This is a genomic window from Rhodococcus rhodochrous, assembly GCF_900187265.1.
In the GTDB taxonomy this organism is placed as follows: domain Bacteria; phylum Actinomycetota; class Actinomycetes; order Mycobacteriales; family Mycobacteriaceae; genus Rhodococcus; species Rhodococcus rhodochrous.
Window position 1 is genome coordinate 2666158 of the sequence record NZ_LT906450.1, and the last position, 18767, is coordinate 2684924.

Consider the following 18767-nt stretch of genomic DNA (forward strand, 5'->3'; position numbering starts at 1 on the left):
CCGACTCCGGGCGGTGGATCCGCCCGGAGCCGCGAGGTCTGTCAGTTGAACTCGTCCGGATGAGGTCCGGTGCGCAGATCGCGATCGGCACCGGCGATGGTCGACATGTCCTCGTCGGTCAGCTCGAAGTCGAAGACCTCGAAGTTCTCCCGGATCCGGGACGGCGTGACCGACTTCGGGATGACGACGTTGCCGAGCTGCAGATGCCAGCGCAGCACCACCTGGGCCGGCGACTTGCCGGTGCGTCCGGCGATCGACGTGATCGCCTCGTCGTCCAGCACGGCGCCCTGGGCGAGCGGGCTCCACGCCTCGGTGGCGATGCCGTGCTCGGCGTGGAAGGCGCGCAGTTCGCTCTGCTGCAGACCGGGGTGCAGTTCGATCTGGTTGATCGTCGGGACGAGCGAGCTGCCGTCCAGCAGGCGCTGGAGATGGGCGGGCTGGAAGTTCGACACGCCCGCGGCGCGGAGGCGTCCTTCCTCGACGAGGCGTTCGAGCGCACGCCAGGTGTCGGCATAGAGATCGCGGGCCGGAGTCGGCCAGTGGATGAGGTAGAGGTCGAGACGATCGAGGCCGAGCGCGGCAAGACTGGTGTCGAAGGCGCGGAGGGTGGCGTCGTAACCCTGATCGGAGTTCCACACCTTCGTCGTGATGAACAGCTCGTCGCGGGACAGTCCGGAGTCCGCCAGCGCGCGGCCGACGCCGGCCTCGTTGCCGTAGGCCGCGGCGGTGTCGATGTGGCGGTAGCCGGTCTCGAGTGCGGCGCTGACGGCCGCGGTGGTCTCGTCCTCGGGGATCTGGAAGACGCCGAAGCCGAGCTGGGGGATCTCGACGCCGTTGTTCAGGGTGACGGTGGGGATCGTGGACGATGTCACGGGATGGTGCTCCTTCGGGGGTGTTCGCGTAGTTCGGGGTCAGAGTCGGACGGGGTCGACGGCAGCACGGGAGGTGCTGTGGAGGTCGGGTTCTGTGAATGTGTGAGTTGCGTTGGCGTAATCGTCCTTTCGCTGTAGTCGGTGGGACAGGACCGCCGGGATCAGAGCGGACGCGGCCAGGACGGCCCCGACGGCGTTGGGTGCCGTGTACCCGAATCCGGCGGATATCACCATGCCGCCGAGCCAGGCGGCCAGGGCGTTGCCGAGATTGAAGGCACCGATGTTGGCAGCGGACGCCAGGGCCGGGGCGCCGTGCGCATGGTCGAGGACGTGCTTCTGCAGGGACCGCGGGTTGCTGTCGCGCTATCTGTGTCCCACCGATCGCCGCAGCATCTACACTGACGTCACCGACGCCATCCGGCAGTTGCAGGACGATGATCGGACGGATGCCGCCGGGGGCCCGGCACGACGCTGAACGGGGGGGCGATCTCGCGCGACGTCCTCCGCGCGCAGACCTGTCGGAGCAACAGGTGAGATCCCGCGGCCGGGTCGGGTATCGTCTCCCCTGGTGTGCCGGGAAGTCTGGTCGGCGGGAGCAGCTTTCTTCGACGACCCCGGAGGGGACATGAACGCAGCGGTACACCTCTTCTCGGCCCACGCACCTGGGGGTACGCCATGAACTGGGCCGTCTTCGTCGCCTTCCTCGTCGTATGGGTGCTGTCAGGACTCGTGACCGGTCTGTGGATGGCACGTCGAGGCCACGACCCTCGCTGGACGATCATCGCCGTCATCCTCGGACCGCTGTTCGTCCCCATCGCCTTCGAGCGCATCGAGCGTGTTCCCCGGCCCGTCGAAGTGACGACGGTGGCCCGGCAGCACGCCGGAGAGGCCGATGAAGGCGGACTCCGCGTGATGGTCGGCTACGACGGATCCACCGAGGCCAAGCATGCGCTGGACGCGGCGCGACGATTGTTCGGCCCGGCCGGAGGAGTGCTCGAACTCGTTGTCGTGATCTCCTACGACGACGCCGGCGATCCCGACTCCGAGCTCCTCGCCACGGTGCGACGACGACTCGAGCAGGCCGTCGAATCGATGGGTGATATTTCGGTGGGATATGCCGTCCTCGCCGGCCCGGCCGGTCGATGCCTGGGTTGGTTCGCCGAGGAACACCACGCCGACGTTCTCGTCGTGGGACGCCGCGGACGAGGCATGTCCTCCCGAATGCTCGGTAGCGTCGCCGAATACCTCATCGGACACTCTCATGTGCCTGTGCTCGTCGTCGATCCCACCGTCGTCTCGCCGGACGCGGGTGCGAACGAACCCACGGTCGCAGTTCGGGTCGCTCCCGAGGAGAATGTGACGGGCACCGCGTCGACCTGACCCGATACGGTATGGTCGATCTCGGTGCGCCGGGAAGTCTGGTCGGCAGAAGTAATTACGTCGTCGAACCGGAGGACCCGTGTCTGTACCCATCTGTCCCGTCGCCACCCGTCCCGCCCGAGCCCTGCAGCCGGCGCAGTGACCGGCACCCTCGCGGAGCACGTCCACCGCAGCGCCGAAGGTCGCATCGGCCTCCCGGCTGCGTGTCGGCGTCCGACACCGAAATCGCAGGGATGCCCTAGTTTTCGGTATCCGATCCCACTATCGGATTCGGAACATATTGCCGCTCATGCCGATCGTGCGCATCCGGCCCGGCCGGCCGCCGTTCGCGCACCGCGTGCCGTCGAGAATTCCGAGGACCTGTGATGCCGAACATCTTCTCCGGAGTCCCCTTCCTCTCGCGCGGAACATGGCAGGACACACGCCGCGTGACGGAGATCCTCCGCAAGGAGACCGTCGGCGGTGTCCTGCTGCTCATCGGCGCCGTCATCGCATTGATATGGGCGAACACAGGATGGTCGGATTCCTACGATGCCCTGCGGGAGACCCGGATCGGTCCGGCATCGTGGCACCTGGACCTGACCCTGGGCACCTGGGCGGCCGACGGCCTGCTCGCCGTGTTCTTCTTCGTCGTCGGCGTCGAACTCAAACGGGAATTCGTCGAAGGCAGTCTGCGGGATCTGCGGCGTGCCGCCATGCCGGTGACCGCCGCCCTGGGCGGCATGATCGTCCCGGCCGTGATCTTCGCCGTCATCAATCTTCGTGGTGGCGCCGACGCGTTGAACGGATGGGCGGTCCCGACGGCGACCGACATCGCGTTCGCCGTAGCGATTCTCGCCGTCATCGGTAGTCATCTCCCGTCGGCGCTGCGAACGTTCCTGCTCACCCTCGCCGTGGTCGACGACCTGCTCGCCGTGACCGTGATCGCGGTCTTCTACACCGACGAGGTGAACCTGCTCTACCTGGGCGGGGCGCTGATCCCGTTGGCGCTGTTCGGCATCGCGCTCCGACGCGGCTTCGGTTCCTGGTGGCTCCTGGTGCCGTTGGCTGCAGTGACCTGGTGGCTGGTCCACGAATCCGGTGTGCACGCAACCATCGCCGGTGTACTGCTCGGCTTCGCGGTTCCCGTCGCCCGGCAGGTGGGGGACCGCACGATTCCGGTCGCCGAGCACGTCGAACACCGGATCCGGCCGCTGTCCGCCGGTATTGCCGTGCCGGTCTTCGCCTTCTTCGCCGCCGGCGTCACCGTCGGAGGATTCACCGGCCTGGCGAACGCCCTCACCGATCCCATCTCCGCCGGGGTGATCGCCGGTCTGGTCGTCGGCAAGGTCGTCGGGATCTTCGGGGTCAGCTACCTGGTGGCGCGCTTCACCCGAGCACATCTCGACGACGAGCTGAGTTGGGTGGACGTGCTGGGTGTGTCCCTGCTCGGTGGAATCGGCTTCACGGTGTCCCTGCTCATCGGCGACCTCGCCTACGGTGCAGGTACCGTCGCGGCCGATCACGTGAAGGTCGCCGTGCTGTGCGGATCGTTGCTCAGCGCCGCTCTGGCCTCGACTGTTCTCGTCGCCCGTAACCGTGCCTACCGCAGGATCACGGCGGCCGAGCAGGTCGACGAGGACGGCGACGGGATTCCCGACGTCTATCAGCGATGATCGAGAACTCGAATCACGGCCGGGACGGTCGGCCGTGGTGGGTCCAGCCGACCGTGCGGTCACCGCAGGCCCTGCTGAAGTGTGTCTTCTGGCCGATCGCCGTGATGCTCGTCGTCCATCGCACGGCGATCCTCGCCGTCGACGGTGCGCGCACGGACGACTTCACCGGTGTCTACCGCGCAGCCGTCGCCTTCTGGAACCGTGAACCGGTCTACACAGCGACGTACGAACACGTCGACCCGCACTACCTCTACCCGCCGTCGGGTTCGCTGCTGATCGCACCGTTCGCGGCCCTCGAACACGAACTCTCACGATGGGCGTTCATCGGGGTCAACGCGGCGGCCGTCCTCGTCGCCGTGTACCTCGTCGTGCGGATGCTCGGGTACACGGCGCGATCGGCGGCGTTCCCGATCGCGGTGACGGTCGCCTTCGCTTCCGAATCGGTGATCAACACCCTGGTGTTCACCAACATCAACGGTGTGGTCCTACTCGGTCAGATGGCGTTCCTGACATTGTTGCTGGCGCGGCGGGACCTCTGGGCCGGCACGGCAATCGGGGTGACCTTCGCGATCAAGCCGATTCTCGCGCCGTTGCTGTTGCTTCCCGTGCTGCGCCGCCAGAGCAAGGCTCTCCTGACCGCCGCAGCGGTGCCGGTCGGGCTCACCGCATTGGCGTGGCGGTGGGCTGCGGATCCGTGGCAGTTCGTCGAACGCACCGTCCCGTATCTGCTGCAGTCCCGCGACTACTTCAACAGTTCGATCACCGGCAACGGCACCTATTACGGTCTGCCCGAGCCCCTGATCCTCGGGTTGCGCATCGGTTTCGCGGTGCTCGCCGCGGCCACGATGTATCTGCTCCACCGTTACCACCGGCACGACGAGGTGTTCTTCGTCGTCACCGGTGCCGGCGTGCTGATGACCGCGTCGTTCCTGCTCGGTTCGCTCGGGCAGATGTACTACTCGATGCTTCTGTTCCCGTTGCTCATGAGCGTGGTCCTCCCACAGTCCGTGATGCGGAACTGGCCGGCATGGCTGGCGGTGTACGGCTTCCTCAGCGCCGACGAATGGTATTCGGGCAGATGGGTGGAGGCGGGCCGGTACGCCGAGTACATGCGCCCGACACTGGGCTGGTCGCTGCTGCTCATCGTGATATTCGCGGTGCTGGTCGATCGCCGACGATCCGCACGCGTCCCCGAACCGGTCACAGACCCTTCGGTGGACATCGCTCGGACAGGGCGTCAGAACGCGTCGGCGCCGAAACTCTGAGCATAGTAACCGCGGATGTGCTCGACGATGCGCTTGCGGGCGAGCGTGGCATCGCCGGCGCGGACCGCGTCGACGAGACCGCGGTGCTCGTGACGCAGCCGCACGCAGGTCGCGGGCCAATCGGTGTGCGGTGCGCCCGCGAGGACGTAGCTCTCGATGGAGTCGCGCAGACCGGCCACCATCGCCGCGACGACGAGGTTGCCGGCCGCGTCGGCCATCGCGACATGGAACTGGGCGTCGAGAACCAGGAACTCGGGTGCCGCCAACTCCGGATCGTCCATCGCGTCCAGCAGTTCCTCGGCCGGGGTGAGTTCCGGCGCCGGGGTCCGGTTGGCGAGGGTGTCCATCACCTCGGTCTCGAGCACCAGGCGGGTGCGCACGATGTGGGAGACGGGAAAGTTCTGCGCGGCCACCTGCAGGCGCATGAGCATCGACATCCCGCCGGTGGGTCGCGAGACGATCATCGCGCCGACGTTCGGCCCGGAGCCGGTGTGGGTGCTGAGCAGCCCGAGGGCCTCCATCACCCGCAGTGCCTCACGAACCGAAGACCGGCCGACGCCGAGTTGTGCGGCGAGCGTGCGCTCCGGGGGCAGACGCTGGCCCGGGCCGAGTTCTCCCGAGACCAGCATCTGCTCCAGGTGGTTGAGCACCTGCTCCCACGCACGACCCTCGGACGACGACATGACTTCAGAGCCTAGTCGATTCCGGATCAGGGGAGCATCCAGGACAACACCGGCGTGGACTGCAGGTAGACCAGCACACAGAGGATGACGAGCATCGCGACGCTGTAGCCGATCACCTTGCGCAACAACACCGATTCGCTGCCCGGCTGATCGACCGCGGTGGCGGCGATGGTGAGGTTCTGCGGGCTGATCAGCTTGCCGACCACACCACCGGAGGTGTTCGCCGCGACCAGCAGGGTCGGGTCGATGCCGGCGGTCTGCCCGGCGGCCTGCTGCAGGCGGGCGAACAGGGCGTTGGCGGATGTGTCCGAGCCGGTGACGGCGGTGCCGAGCCAGCCGAGGATCGGGGAGAACAGGGCGAAGATCGCGCCGGTGCCGGCGAGCCACGTGCCGATCGCGACGGTCTGGCCGGACTGGTTCATCACGTAGCTCAGGCCCAGGACGGTGGCCACCGTGGCGATGGCGAGCTTCATCCGCACGACGGTGGTGCCGAAGGTGGCCACGGCCTGGCGGACGGTCAGCGGGAACATGCCGCCGCTGTCCCACCGCGCGTAGACGAGGGTGACGATCGCGCCGCTGAGCAGCAGCAGTGTTCCCGGCGACGACAACCACGAGAAGGTGTAGACCGCGCTGCTCGACGCGTCGCCGTTGCTTGTGAGCAGATTGCCGTACAGGCCGGGCCACTCGATCTTGACATCGGTGGCGGCGAGACGCTCCGGCAGATCGACACCGACGGTCCACAGCTTCGCAACACCGAACACGGTGATGACCAGCAGGTACGGGAACAGGGCCATGACGACGCGCGAGGTGGTCAGCGACTCGTCGGCGACGGGACGCTGCGGAGCACGAGCGGCTCCGGGTCCCTCCGTGCCGGCCTGGACCGCGATGGTATCGGTGCGGGTGCGCGAGAGCTGGTCCTCGGGGGTCCGCGGCTTCCAGACCTGCAGCATCAGTACGGCGGCGGTGAGACCGGCGAGCGAGGCGACGACATCGGTGAGTTCGTACGAGAAGTGGCTCGAGCACCAGAACTGGGCGAGCGCGAAGGTCGTGCCGGTGACCAGTGCGATCGGCCAGGCCTGCCGGACACCGCGACGACCGTCGACGAGGAAGAGCAGCAACAACGGCACGAAGAGAGCCAGGATCGGTGTCTGACGGCCGACGACGGCGGCGATCTCGGTGGCGGGGATGTCGGTCAGGGCGCCGGCGGTGGTGATCGGGATGGCCATGGCGCCGAAGGCGACCGGTGCGGTGTTGGCGATCAGGACCGTGACCGCGGCCCGCAGGGCGGGCATGCCGAGGGTGACGAGCATGGCGCCGGTGATAGCGACGGGCGCGCCGAATCCGGCGAGTGCTTCGAGCATGCCGCCGAAGCAGAAGGCGATGAGCATCGCCTGGATCCGCATGTCGCCGTGACCGATCGAGTTGAAGATGCGCCGCAGATCCTCGAACCGGCCGCTGACGACGGTGAGTTCGTAGAACCAGATCGCAGTGATCACGATCCACATCACCGGGAAGAGCCCGAAGGTAATACCCTGCAGGGCGGACAGGCCGGCCAGCGGCGCGGGCATGTCGAAGCCGATGATCGCGACGACGAGCGCGACGACGAGGGCGCCGAGTCCGGAGTACCAGGCCTTGAGTTTGAAGCCGGCGAGCAGGACGAAGAAGGTCAGCAGCGGCGCAAGGCCCACGAGAGCCGATGCGGTGAGGCTGCCTGCGATGGCGTCAGTGGCGGGTGTGAATGTCACCGCCGATATCCGGGTTGCCACACGAAACTCCTGTGGTTGCGCCGCTGTTGGCGGCGGATCTGATTTCGACCGATGTGGTCAGACCACGTGAAAGTACACCATGGTCCGCGTCACAGTCGACCCGTGACGGAATTTGCGGTCACTGTCCGAAAATGTGCGGCGGATCTCCGGAACGTGTGGTTCAATGTGGTCAGACCACACCCCCGATGCGGAGATCTCCATGCGAATCGCCCTGTTCGCGACGTGCCTCGGCGACACGATGTTCCCGAAGGCCGTTTCGGCCACCGCCCTGCTCCTCACCCGGCTCGGGCACGACGTCGTCTTCCCCGAACGCCAGACCTGCTGCGGCCAGATGCACGTCAACACCGGCTACCAACCCGACGCGCTGCCGCTCGTCGAGAACTACGTCGTCGCCTTCGACGACAGCAGCATCGACGCCGTCGTCGCCCCTTCCGGATCGTGCGTCGGATCCGTCCGTCACCAGCACGAAATCGTCGCCTCCCGTTACGGTTCCGCGTCGTTGTGCGGGCGGGTCGACACCGTCAAGGCCAAGACGTACGAGTTGTCCGAATTCCTCGTCGACGTCCTCGGCGTCACCGACGTCGGCGCCTACTTCCCCCACCGGGTGACCTATCACCCCACCTGCCACTCGTTGCGGATGCTGCGGGTGGGGGAGAAACCGCTCCAGCTGTTGCGTGCTGTGCGCGAGATCGACCTCGTCGAACTGCCCGAGGCCGACTCGTGCTGCGGATTCGGAGGCACCTTCGCGATCAAGAACGCCGAGACCTCCACTGCGATGCTCGCCGACAAGCTGAGCAATGTCGCCGCCACCGGCGCCGAATACTGCAGCGCCGGCGACTCGTCGTGCCTGATGCACATCGGCGGCGGTCTCACGCGCCTGCGCACCGGCACCCGCACCATCCACCTCGCCGAGATCCTCGCCTCCGTGGAACCGGCCGTCGCCCCCAAGGGAGTGCCCGCGTGACCGCACTCGGTATGCCCGTCGTCCCGCCACGAGGATCCGGAAATCTGCGCGGTCTCGAGAAGTTTCCCGACGCAGCGCGCCAGGAACTCGCGAACCCGCAGTTGCGGCGCAACATCGGCAAGGCCACTCACACCATCCGTGCCAAGCGACTGAACGTCACCGGGGAACTGCCCGACTGGGAGCAGCTGCGCGACGCCGGAGCTGCCGTCAAGACCGACGTGCTCAACCGCCTCCCGGAGTTGCTCGTCCAACTCGAGGAGGCGGTGACAGCGCGCGGCGGCGTGGTGCACTGGGCGGCAGACGCCGCCGAGGCCAACGCCATCGTCACCGACCTGATCCGGAAGACGGGATCCGACGAGGTCATCAAGGTCAAATCGATGGCCACCCAGGAGATCGGACTCAACGAGCACCTCGAGGAACAAGGGATCGCCGCCTACGAGACCGACCTCGCCGAGCTCATCGTCCAACTCGGCCACGACAAGCCCTCGCACATCCTCGTGCCCGCCATCCACCGCAACCGCGCCGAGATCCGCGAGATCTTCCTGCGTGAGATGCCGGACGTCGACCCCGACCTCGACGACAATCCCCGCCACCTCGCCGCCGCGGCACGAAAGTTCCTGCGTCACAAGTTCATGACGGTGCCGGTTGCGGTGTCGGGCGCGAACTTCGGCATCGCCGAGACCGGCACCCTCGCCGTCGTCGAATCCGAGGGCAACGGCCGCATGTGCCTGACGCTGCCGCAGACACTCATCACCGTCATGGGCATCGAGAAGCTGTTGCCCACCTTCCGCGACCTCGAGGTGTTCCTGCAGCTGCTGCCGCGCTCGTCGACGGGGGAGCGCATGAATCCCTACACGTCGATGTGGACCGGTGTCACCCCCGGCGACGGTCCGCAGGAATTCCACCTCGTACTGCTGGACAACGGCCGCACCGCCGCGCTCGCCGACGAGATCGGACGTGAAGCACTGCACTGCATCCGGTGTTCGGCCTGCCTGAACGTGTGCCCGGTCTACGAGCGCACCGGAGGCCACGCCTACGGCTCGACCTATCCGGGCCCGATCGGCGCCGTCCTCAGCCCGCAGTTGGCCGGGATGGACCAACCCGACGACCCCAACGCCAGCCTGCCGTTCGCATCGAGCCTGTGCGGTGCCTGCTACGACGCCTGCCCCGTCAAGATCGACATCCCCTCGTTGCTGGTGGAACTGCGCCACCAGAAGGTCGAACACGCCCGCTTCGGACCCGAGGCCGCGGCGATGAAGGCCGCGTCGCTGGCCATGTCGTCCTCTCGACGCTGGACGGCCGCGCAGAAGGCCGCCGGACTCGGCCGTGTCCTCGCCGGCAAGAAGGGGAGAATCACCAATCTGCCCGGTCCGCTCGCCGGCTGGACCGACGCTCGCGACATGCCGGCCCCGCCGAAACAGACCTTCCGGCAATGGTGGGCCTCCGACGAAGGACGTGCCGCACTCGCGAAGGCACGCGAGGAAGGACAGCAGCGATGAGCAGCCGCGACGCGATTCTCGGCCGGATCCGTTCGGCGCAGACTCTGGCACCGCCGACACCGGTCGAGGTACCGCGCGACTACCGTCTCGGACGCACCCTGCCGGACGCCGAACGCCGTGAGCTGCTGGTCGACCGGCTGGTCGACTACAAGGCCCACGTGCACGAAAGCACACCGGAGGATCTGCATGTTGTGCTGGCGAAGATCCTCACGGCTCGTGGGGTGCGCCGCGTCGGGATCCCGGAGGGCCTGGATCGGTCGTGGCTGGCGGAATTCGGTGGCGAGGTGGTGGTCGACTCCATCGACCGGCCCGCAGCCGACCTCGGTGATCTCGACGGGGTCGTCACCGCTTCGGCCGTCACCTGCGCCGAGACGGGCACGATCTTCCTCGACGGCAGCCCCGACCAGGGGCGACGCGCGCTCACGCTGGTGCCCGACCTGCACGTGTGCGTCGTGGCGATGAGCGACGTCGAGGTGGGAGTGCCCGAAGCGCTGGCCCGGCTCGTCCCGGAACGGCCTATCACCATGATCAGTGGACCGTCCGCGACGTCGGACATCGAACTCGAACGCGTCGAGGGCGTGCACGGCCCCCGCACCCTGGAGGTGGTGATGATCGGATGACCCTGCTGACCGAGCGTGTCCGGCCGCGACTCGGATGGCAACAGCATGCCAACTGCCGGACCTCCGACGAGTACTTCTTCTTCGCCCCGGAGGGCGAACCACCGAACATCCGCAGGCGGCGCGAGGTCGTCGCGAAACGCATTTGCGCGAGCTGCCGAGTGCTGGCCGAGTGTCGCACCCACGCGATGCTCAGCGGCGAACTGCACGGAGTGTGGGGTGGACTGTCGGAACACGAACGGCTGCAACATCTCAACCACTGACCGCACACGATCTTCGGTGTTTCCGACCTCGCTCGGCTCGGTCCGAGTCACCGAATTCGAGAACGAGTACGCACCGGGGGCGTGACCCGTCCCGTCGAAATGAGGTAGTCCTCTACGCAGGCGCCGGTATCGGCCGGTTCACATACTGATCCCGCGGGGTCCTCCCGCATCTCTTGTCACCCTTCGGATCAGAGGAACTCATCATGATGACGGACGATGCCGACGGCCCCGTCGAGGCCGAGACCACGGGCCGGCAGATCATCACTTTCACCGAGGACAGCACCCACGAGGAACGGGTCGCCGCACTCGAATCGATCAGCGGCGTGACCTCGATCGCGTCCAGCGACGAGACGGGACCGGAAGCGGTCCCCGCCGACGAACTCGAATCCGCCGACGCGACCATCTTCGAACGACTCGGGGTGGCTGTCGCCGCGGTCGACGCGTCGCAGGTCGAATCGCTCGAGGAGGTCGCACGGCAGGATCCGGCGATCGTGGCCGTGGAACCCGAACATGTCGTCCATACCCTGGCGGCACCGCTGGCCATGGAGACACATCTGGCGGACGGCCGCAGGCACACCTGGGGTCCGCAGGCCACCCGTGCGCTCACGTCGCAGTTCGATGGCTCCGGCGTTCGGGTGGCCGTGCTCGACACCGGATTCGACCTGAACCATCCCGACTTCGCGGGCCGGACGATCATCAGCAAATCGTTCATCGCAGGCCAGGCGGTCCAGGACGGGAACGGACACGGCACCCACTGTGTCGGCACGTCCTGCGGACCGAGGAATCTACCGAACGCGCGAGGCTACGGCGTCGCACCGAAGGCGGCGATCTTCGTCGGGAAGGTGCTGAGCAATCAGGGCAGTGGGTCCGACTCCACAATCCTTGCCGGGATCGAGTGGGCGTTGGCCAACGGGTGCCAGGTCGTCTCGATGTCTCTGGGCGCCGACGTTCCTCAACCGGTGATGGCCTACGAGGCCGTCGGACAGCGCGCACTGGCTGCCGGGACGCTGATCATCGCTGCTGCGGGGAACAACGCTCGTCGGCCGGCGGACCCCGGATTCGTCGGAAGTCCCGCGAACTCGCCGTCGATCATGGCGGTCGCGGCACTGGCGTCCGACCTGAGGATGGCGGCGTTCTCGGCCAGGGCCACCGTGGTTCCGGGCGGTGCGATCGACATCGCCGCACCCGGTGTCGACGTGTACTCGTCGTGGCCGATGCCGGACCGCTACAACACGATCAGCGGGACATCCATGGCCACACCGCACGTGGCCGGATTGGCGGCGCTCATCGTGCAGAGCACGGCAAAGACCGGAAAGGAACTCTGGAAGACGCTGGTCGACGGGGCCGAGGTGCTGCCGTTGCCGCAGGTCGATGCGGGCGCGGGGTTGGCCATCGCGCCGTGAGCCGGCGTCCGATGCGCAGGACCTCCGTCGTCCTGGCGGTGTTGTCGGCCGTAGTCCTGGTGTCGGCGGCGGCCTGCTCGCACGACGCCACGAATCCGCAACGAGGGAGCACCTCGGAGGACGGGGAGACATCCATGGTCGAACCACCGCGAGAGCACCTGGTCGTCCTTGTTCCCGAGCGAGCCGACGCGACCCTTGCCGACGTCGAGGCCATGGCTCCGGTGACCCAGTTGCTCCGGCCCAGCCTGCTCCTCGTCCTCGCGGATCCCGATGTGAGGGAGGGCATTCGAAGAATCCCCGGCGTCCTCGGCGTCTACGACACCGCCCCCGACGACGAGTCGTTCGGTCTGTCGCCCGAGGAGCAGTTGTTCGTGGACGCCTGGGTGGCCCGACACGCGCCGAAGACGCGCCCCGGCGAGGGCTCGAACTGGGACACTCCCGGATTCGAACCGCCGGACATCCCCGGCCGGTGACTCGCACCGGACCGGTTTGCACACATTTTCGACATCAGGAGCATGACATGACCGGCGACCTGAACATCACGGAACGCGTCGTACGTGCAGACGACGTACGCGCAGCCGATCCGAGCGACGAGGCACAGGAACGAACGATCCACCGCTACGGGCGGATCTCCATCCTTGCCGCTCCGGGGGAGTCCGCGGAGGAATCCGTCTCGGAGATCGGAGACATGCGGGACCTCGTCGACGACCCCACCGAGGTCGAGACACTGGGCCTCGCGGCGCAACGGTTGCGGCAATCCGCCGTCTACCGGCGGGCGAAGGAGAACCGGCCCCGCGACGGTCGAGAGTGGGACATGGGGGACTGCACGTCGGTCGTGCCCGTCCCGCCCCAGGTGGCAGAGCGCGACAGTCAGCAGGAAGCGGGACCGACGAGTTCCTATCTCGAGGGGTCGGTGGCGGTCGGCATCGTCATCGTCCAGGGACCGACTGCGGCATTGAGCTTCACCGAGGCCGAGGTGGTGAAGGTGGTCGCCGAGGTCCAGAACGGTCTGGGATGGCTCGCCACCGCAAACCCCTTGGCGGGCATCTCCTTCTCGTACGACATCCAGAACGTGAACCTGAGTGTGCAGGCGGACCCGTCCGCTGCCGACCTCGAGGCGCTCTGGCGTGATCCGGCGATGGGCGCGCTGGGCTACAGTGCCGACTGGAACGGCGTGGGTGCCTACGTCGAGGACATCCGCAGCCGTTACGGAACCCGCTGGACGTACTGCGCCTTCTTCACGAAGTATCCGCTCGGTCACTTCGCGTACGCGGGTGCGCCACGGGTCGTCATGGACTACAACAACGACGGCTGGGGCCCGGACAACATCGACCGGGTGTTCGCGCACGAGACCGGACACATCTTCGGCTGCCCGGACGAGTACGCGGACAGCAGGTGCACGTGCGGCGGTGCCTTCGGACGATACGGACTCGCCAACGGCAACTGCGAGAACTGCGCGGCCGAAGGTGGCGTCCCGTGCCTGATGAAGGGCAACACGTTCACCGTCTGCGGCTTCACTCCCGGACACCTCGGATGGGCGCCGCAGCTCGTCGTCAACAACTTCGGGTACAACGCCGGATCGTGGCGCACCGATCGGCATCCGCGGTTCCTCGCCGACACCACGGGCAACCGCCGCGCCGACATCGTCGGATTCGGTGATGCCGGTGTCTACGTGTCGCGCTCCCAGCCCAACGGACGCTTCGAGACACCACGTCTCGTCGTCAAGGACTTCGCCTACCAGGCCGGTGGATGGCGGGTGGAGCGGCATCCGCGGTTCCTGGCGGATACGACTGGGGACCGTCGGGCCGATATCGTCGGTTTCGGTGATGCAGGGGTGTACGTGTCTCGGGCGCAGGCCGATGGGTCGTTCGGTCCGGTGACGAGGGTGGTCGCCGATTTCGGCTACGTTGCCGGTGGATGGCGGGTGGAGCGGCATCCGCGGTTCCTGGCCGACACTACGGGTGACGGCCGGGCGGACATCGTCGGATTCGGTGATGCCGGGGTGTACGTGTCCCGAGCGCAGGCGGACGGGACGTTCGGACCGGTCACGCGCGTCGTCGACGACTTCGGGTACAACGCGGGTGGTTGGCGCGTGGAGCGGCATCTACGGTTCCTAGCGGACACCACCGGGGACGGCCGGGCTGACATCGTCGGATTCGGCGAGGCGGGTGTGTATGTCTCTCTGGCTCGAGCCGATGGGACGTACGGGCCGGTCACGCGCGTCGTCGACAACTTCGCCTACAGCGCCGGAGGATGGCGGATCGAGCGGCATCCGCGGTTCCTGGCGGACACCACCGGTGACGGTCGTGCTGACATCGTCGGATTCGGCAATGCCGGCGTCTACGTGTCGCGGGCACTGGGCAACGGCGGGTTCGACGCGCCCGGATTGATCGTCACCAACTTCGGTTACGACGCCGGTGGGTGGCGGGTCGACCAGCATCCGCGGTTCCTGGCGGACACCACCGGTGACGGTCGCGCCGACATCATCGGGTTCGGCAGCGCCGGCGTGTGGTTGCACAGATCGTGACCGTACTCGAACGAGGGGTTCCGGCCGGTGCGTCGCATCGGCCGGAAACCCTCATCTCAGGTTCATGGTTGCCCCGATTCGAACGTGAGGACCTCGTCGTCGACGGAGAGAACCGTGCGCACCTGGGGATGCGGTGCGCAGCCATCGTTCTGCAGACCTTGCGGGTCGACGGGGAGTCCAGGTCGGTCATGACGGATCCTTTCCTGCGCCGAAAAGTGCTTCGAACGAAGCTTCACGCTCGGGTGCTGCGAAATCATGCGTAGCGGACTACTCGAAGAGCCTCCTTTCGGACGTGACGATCACGTGCGGGTTGTCGAATCGACCTCCACCGCCGGCTGCGGGAGCGCACGACTGTCGACGAGTTCCTGCCTGTTCAGCACACCCGGCAGACCGCGACCGTTGCGGGTGAACAGAGCCGTCACCACCGCGACACCCGCGAAGATCGTGACCAGGATGCTCCACTCCTCGGGGAGAAGATCGAGCAGACCGTATCCGCCGATGCCGGCGAGGAACCGCAGGAGCCGCGAGACCGCCACGGGCATCGAGCCTCCCACGTACCGCAGTCGCACGACGTGATCACCGGGAGACCTGCCCGTGGTGAGGATGACGAGCAACCACACCGCGAGGGTGACGCTGCCGCCGATGATCGTCGACACCGGACCTTCGACGGCGGTCGCGCGATCGTCGGCGAGGTAGATCAGGTAGGCCCGCACCGCGACCGCCACGGCGAAGGTCGTCAACGTGTAGCCGAGCCAGTCGCACAACATCGCGAGCAACCGGCGTGGGACGGTGACCGGGCGCGATGCTCCCGGGTCGACGTCAGCGGAAGGATCCGACAATCCGCGCGGAACCACAAGTGCCAACAGCGAACCCAGCGCCGCGCCGACCGTGTTGGTGAGCAGATCGTCGACGTCGAACACCCGATACGCGCAGTCGTACGCACCCCACATCCCGGTCAGTTGGGCGAGTTCGACGAACAGCGACGTCGCGAACCCGGCCGCGATCGCCACGAGGATTCCGCGGCCCCCGAGCGCGCGGACGAAGAATCCGAGCGGAACGAACAGCAGCACGTTCAGCGCCAGTTGCAGGACCGCCGTGTCGCGGAGGAATGCGGTGGGACTGCCGGTGTTCGACCACGCACCCCACAGGTCGTCGACGAAGGCGAGCGGATCGGTGTTGGTCCCGGCGCACACCAGCGTCTGTGGATCGGGGAGTGGCAGCAGGGTGTAGGCCCACAGTGCCCAGAAGTAGACGAGGGCTGCGACGAACAGCGCCAGCCGTCCGAGCGAGAGGCGGCCGCGGCGTCGATAGCTCAACGCGACGAACGGCACGAACAACACCGCCCCGACGAGTAGGCCGGCGAAGACTGCGATGACTCCGAGTTCGACGCGACTGTCCACGAGGGGAGTCTGCCACCCGGACGGTCCGATTCCGGGGACGCTCGAGCGTGCCGATGTCGACCGACCCGACCTGCTTGTCCGTCCGCTATTCCACGCCGTATATTCGGCGCCGACTATTCGAAGCGAACGAGTCGCAGAATCGCAACGCCTCCCGACGATCGAAGGAAATCGAGACCGGTGTCCGATCAGCCCCGCAGCCCCGTCCTGACGCCTATGGCCGTCGCGGTACTCGGGCTGCTCGAGGAACGGCCGATGCATCCCTACGAGATGCACCAGCTTCTGCTCAAGCGGCGCGAGGACAACCTGATCAAGCTCCGGCCGAGCTCGCTGTACCACACTGTTTCCCGCCTCGCGGAAAGCGGACTGATCCGGCAGGAAGGCACAGAACGCGCAGGCAACAGGCCCGAGCGCACCACTTACAGCATCACCGAGGCCGGCGCCGCGGCCGTGCGGGCCCGCCTCGCCGAGATCATCCGACGGCCCGTCCGTGAATATCCGATCTTTCCCCTCGGTCTCGCCGAATCGCACAACCTTCCGGCCGACGAGGTCGTCGTTCTCCTCGGCGAGCGCATCGACCGGCTCGAGGAAGAACTTGTCGAATTCGACGCGATCCGCATGTGGGCCGCGGACAACGGCGTGCCGCGTCGCTACTGGGTGGCCGTCGACTTTCTCCGGGACAGGACCGCCCACGAAGCGGACTGGCTTCGCGGGCTGATCGAGGAGATCCGCGACGGCTCCCTCGCGTGGCAGAGCTTCGATGCCGCCGATCTACAACTTCCGGACCCGCCCCATGATCTCGGCCGCGACTGGGGTGCGGCGCTGACGGACGAGACTCTCGCCGAACTGCGGAGGAGCGGTGCGGGAAGTAGTGGTCCCGGTCGGCCGTAGTACATCGACCGAACCTGGACACCTTGACCCAATAGATCGCCGGTCGTGCTCGACCGGTGCGAACAGGAACGAAATCGATGAAAACCGAACGTAATCCGTGGTGGGGCCTGTCGGCCCTGGTGGTCGGGTTCTTCATGATCCTGCTGGACTTGACCATCGTCGCGGTGGCCAACCCGGCGATCATGGCCGACCTGCAGGCCGACATCAATCAGGTCGTCTGGGTGACCAGCGCCTATCTGCTCACCTATGCGGTGCCTCTGCTGTTCACCGGTCGTCTCGGCGACCGGTTCGGCCCCAAGCACATCTACCTTGCGGGCCTGGTGGTGTTCACCGCAGCGTCGCTGTGGTGCGCGACCTCCGGCACCATCGAGATGCTCATCGCCGCCCGCGCCGTCCAGGGACTCGGCGCGGCGCTGATGACGCCGCAGACGATGGCGATCATCACCCGCACCTTCGCGCCCGACAAGCGCGGCGCGGCCATGGGTCTGTGGGGCGCGGTCGCCGGTCTGGCCTCGCTGCTCGGGCCCCTCGTCGGTGGTGTGCTGGTCGATTGGCAGGGCTGGAACTGGATCTTCTACATCAACGTCCCGGTCGGCATCATTGCGTTCGTGCTGGCGGCGTGCCTGGTGCCCAGCCTCGAGACCCAACCGCACAAGTTCGACGTCGTCGGCGTGATCCTCAGTGGCGTCGGACTGTTCCTGCTCGTTTTCGGAATCCAGGAAGGTTCCAGCCGCGACTGGGACGTATGGACCTGGACGATGATCGTCGCAGGTATCGCGGTGATGGTGCTGTTCGTCTTCAACCAGGCGCGCAACAAGGGTGAACCCCTCGTGCCGCTGGCCCTGTTCCGCGACCGGAACTTCTCGATGTCGAACATCGCGATCTCGTCGATGGGCGCAGCCATGACCGCCCTGATGGTTCCGGCGTACTTCTATCTCGAGACGGTCCGCGGATTCTCACCCACGCGCGCCGCCCTGATCTTCGCCCCGATGGCGATCGTCACCGGTCTGACGGCACCGCTCGTCGGCAAGTTCTCCGACCGGATGCCGCCGCGGGTGTTGCCCACCGTCGGCTTCACGCTCTTCTCCGCGTCGATCTTCGGGTTTGCGGTGCTCATGACGCCGGACAGCCCCATCGTGCTGTTCCTGCTCATCGCCGGTATCGCCGGCGTGTCCAATTCGTGCATCTGGGCACCGCTGGCCTCCACCGCCACGCACAACCTGCCCATTCACCAGGCGGGTGCTGGTGCCGGCATCTACAACACCACCCGTCAGGTCGGTTCGGTGCTGGGCAGCGCTGCGATCGGTGCCTTGATCTCGTCTTTGATGGCCGCGCAGGGACTCGGTGAGGTGCAGGCCGGTGAAGGCGGCGGAGCCGCGATGGGAACCGCTCTCCCGGAGCAGATCGCCGAGAAGTTCAGCACCGCGCTGAGCCAGTCGATGCTCCTGCCCGCGTCGGTCCTGATCATCGGGATCGTGGCGTCGGCGATGTTCGTCGGCCACGCCTCGTCGCAGCGGAAGGCGCAGGCCGGCACTTCGGCTGATCGGGCAGAGGTCACCGGCTGAGCCGGGTTCGCGTGTAGGGC

At 67.0% G+C, this 18767-nt stretch carries 16 protein-coding genes; 12 read left to right on the forward strand and 4 right to left on the reverse strand.

Translation table 11 applies throughout. From position 1 onward, the window contains the following. Positions 1-41: 41 nt before the first annotated feature. Positions 42-872 (reverse strand): aldo/keto reductase, encoded by an 831-nt coding sequence (locus tag CKW34_RS12205; protein WP_006552054.1) that lies wholly within the window; start codon positions 870-872, stop codon positions 42-44. Between the two features lie 675 nt (positions 873-1547). On the opposite strand from CKW34_RS12205, the gene CKW34_RS12220 reads away from it, so the two are divergent. The 3 genes from CKW34_RS12220 to CKW34_RS12230 all read left to right on the forward strand — a co-directional run bounded on the left by CKW34_RS12220 (position 1548) and on the right by CKW34_RS12230 (position 5172). Continuing rightward, the gene (locus CKW34_RS12220; protein ID WP_059383455.1) at positions 1548-2252 is read left to right on the forward strand and encodes a universal stress protein; all 705 of its coding nucleotides are present in this window, start codon (positions 1548-1550) and stop codon (positions 2250-2252) included. Positions 2253-2617: 365 nt separating this feature from the next. Then, positions 2618-3907: a Na+/H+ antiporter NhaA gene (gene nhaA, locus CKW34_RS12225; protein WP_174479653.1), complete on the forward strand. Its 1290-nt coding sequence runs from the start codon at positions 2618-2620 to the stop codon at positions 3905-3907. Continuing rightward, entirely contained in the window at positions 3904-5172 is a 1269-nt protein-coding gene (locus CKW34_RS12230) for a glycosyltransferase family 87 protein (protein WP_059383454.1), read from the forward strand. Before nhaA ends, CKW34_RS12230 begins: the two co-directional genes overlap by 4 nt. Here CKW34_RS12230 and CKW34_RS12235 read toward each other — a convergent pair. Both CKW34_RS12235 and CKW34_RS12240 read right to left on the reverse strand, forming a co-directional pair. Continuing rightward, positions 5145-5855 carry a FadR/GntR family transcriptional regulator gene (locus CKW34_RS12235; RefSeq protein ID WP_059383453.1) on the reverse strand — a complete coding sequence of 237 codons (711 nt, stop codon included), beginning with the start codon at positions 5853-5855 and terminating at the stop codon, positions 5145-5147. The genes CKW34_RS12230 and CKW34_RS12235 overlap by 28 nt on opposite strands. 26 nt (positions 5856-5881) lie before the next feature. Next, complete coding sequence (locus tag CKW34_RS12240) at positions 5882-7600, reverse strand: L-lactate permease (RefSeq protein ID WP_370670864.1); 1719 nt, start codon at positions 7598-7600, stop codon at positions 5882-5884. 220 nt (positions 7601-7820) lie between these two features. Here CKW34_RS12240 and CKW34_RS12245 point away from each other — a divergent pair, with 220 nt between their 5' ends. The 7 genes from CKW34_RS12245 (at position 7821) to CKW34_RS12275 (ending at position 14894) form a co-directional block, all read left to right on the forward strand. After that, positions 7821-8585 (forward strand): (Fe-S)-binding protein, encoded by a 765-nt coding sequence (locus tag CKW34_RS12245; protein ID WP_059383574.1) that lies wholly within the window; start codon positions 7821-7823, stop codon positions 8583-8585. Further along, positions 8582-10084 carry a LutB/LldF family L-lactate oxidation iron-sulfur protein gene (locus tag CKW34_RS12250; protein ID WP_059383451.1) on the forward strand — a complete coding sequence of 501 codons (1503 nt, stop codon included), beginning with the start codon at positions 8582-8584 and terminating at the stop codon, positions 10082-10084. The genes CKW34_RS12245 and CKW34_RS12250 overlap by 4 nt, the downstream gene beginning before the upstream one ends. Further along, positions 10081-10704, forward strand: a complete 624-nt coding sequence (locus tag CKW34_RS12255) for a LutC/YkgG family protein (RefSeq protein ID WP_059383450.1) — start codon at positions 10081-10083, stop codon at positions 10702-10704. The genes CKW34_RS12250 and CKW34_RS12255 overlap by 4 nt, the downstream gene beginning before the upstream one ends. After that, positions 10701-10964 (forward strand): WhiB family transcriptional regulator, encoded by a 264-nt coding sequence (locus CKW34_RS12260; RefSeq protein ID WP_059383449.1) that lies wholly within the window; start codon positions 10701-10703, stop codon positions 10962-10964. The genes CKW34_RS12255 and CKW34_RS12260 overlap by 4 nt, the downstream gene beginning before the upstream one ends. A 203-nt stretch (positions 10965-11167) precedes the next feature. Beyond that, positions 11168-12367, forward strand: a complete 1200-nt coding sequence (locus CKW34_RS12265) for a S8 family peptidase (RefSeq protein WP_059383448.1) — start codon at positions 11168-11170, stop codon at positions 12365-12367. 11 nt (positions 12368-12378) lie between these two features. Next, positions 12379-12840 (forward strand): hypothetical protein, encoded by a 462-nt coding sequence (locus CKW34_RS12270; RefSeq protein ID WP_155418959.1) that lies wholly within the window; start codon positions 12379-12381, stop codon positions 12838-12840. 47 nt (positions 12841-12887) lie between these two features. Further along, entirely contained in the window at positions 12888-14894 is a 2007-nt protein-coding gene (locus CKW34_RS12275; RefSeq protein WP_059383446.1) for an FG-GAP repeat domain-containing protein, read from the forward strand. A gap of 299 nt (positions 14895-15193) precedes the next feature. Here CKW34_RS12275 and CKW34_RS12280 read toward each other — a convergent pair whose 3' ends face one another. Beyond that, positions 15194-16294 (reverse strand): VanZ family protein, encoded by a 1101-nt coding sequence (locus tag CKW34_RS12280; RefSeq protein WP_059383445.1) that lies wholly within the window; start codon positions 16292-16294, stop codon positions 15194-15196. Positions 16295-16471: 177 nt separating this feature from the next. Between CKW34_RS12280 and CKW34_RS12285 the strand changes: the two genes are divergently transcribed. After that, a complete protein-coding gene (locus CKW34_RS12285) occupies positions 16472-17182 on the forward strand; it encodes a PadR family transcriptional regulator (RefSeq protein ID WP_064059863.1) in 711 nt (236 codons plus the stop codon). Between the two features lie 77 nt (positions 17183-17259). Further along, positions 17260-18747, forward strand: coding sequence for a DHA2 family efflux MFS transporter permease subunit (locus CKW34_RS12290; protein ID WP_059383443.1), 1488 nt, complete (start codon positions 17260-17262; stop codon positions 18745-18747). Positions 18748-18767 lie beyond the last annotated feature (20 nt).

What these genes read in the sequence shown, in the direction of transcription:
- CKW34_RS12245 (WP_059383574.1), top strand. Translation starts at nt 7,821, where the DNA reads ATGCGAATCGCCCTGTTCGCGACGTGCCTCGGCGACACGATGTTCCCG.
- CKW34_RS12260 (WP_059383449.1), top strand. Translation starts at nt 10,701, where the DNA reads ATGACCCTGCTGACCGAGCGTGTCCGGCCGCGACTCGGATGGCAACAG.
- CKW34_RS12270 (WP_155418959.1), top strand. Translation starts at nt 12,379, where the DNA reads ATGCGCAGGACCTCCGTCGTCCTGGCGGTGTTGTCGGCCGTAGTCCTG.
- CKW34_RS12235 (WP_059383453.1), bottom strand. Translation starts at nt 5,855, where the DNA reads ATGTCGTCGTCCGAGGGTCGTGCGTGGGAGCAGGTGCTCAACCACCTG.
- CKW34_RS12255 (WP_059383450.1), top strand. Translation starts at nt 10,081, where the DNA reads ATGAGCAGCCGCGACGCGATTCTCGGCCGGATCCGTTCGGCGCAGACT.
- nhaA (WP_174479653.1), top strand. Translation starts at nt 2,618, where the DNA reads ATGCCGAACATCTTCTCCGGAGTCCCCTTCCTCTCGCGCGGAACATGG.
- CKW34_RS12230 (WP_059383454.1), top strand. Translation starts at nt 3,904, where the DNA reads ATGATCGAGAACTCGAATCACGGCCGGGACGGTCGGCCGTGGTGGGTC.
- CKW34_RS12290 (WP_059383443.1), top strand. Translation starts at nt 17,260, where the DNA reads ATGAAAACCGAACGTAATCCGTGGTGGGGCCTGTCGGCCCTGGTGGTC.
- CKW34_RS12220 (WP_059383455.1), top strand. Translation starts at nt 1,548, where the DNA reads ATGAACTGGGCCGTCTTCGTCGCCTTCCTCGTCGTATGGGTGCTGTCA.
- CKW34_RS12265 (WP_059383448.1), top strand. Translation starts at nt 11,168, where the DNA reads ATGATGACGGACGATGCCGACGGCCCCGTCGAGGCCGAGACCACGGGC.
- CKW34_RS12275 (WP_059383446.1), top strand. Translation starts at nt 12,888, where the DNA reads ATGACCGGCGACCTGAACATCACGGAACGCGTCGTACGTGCAGACGAC.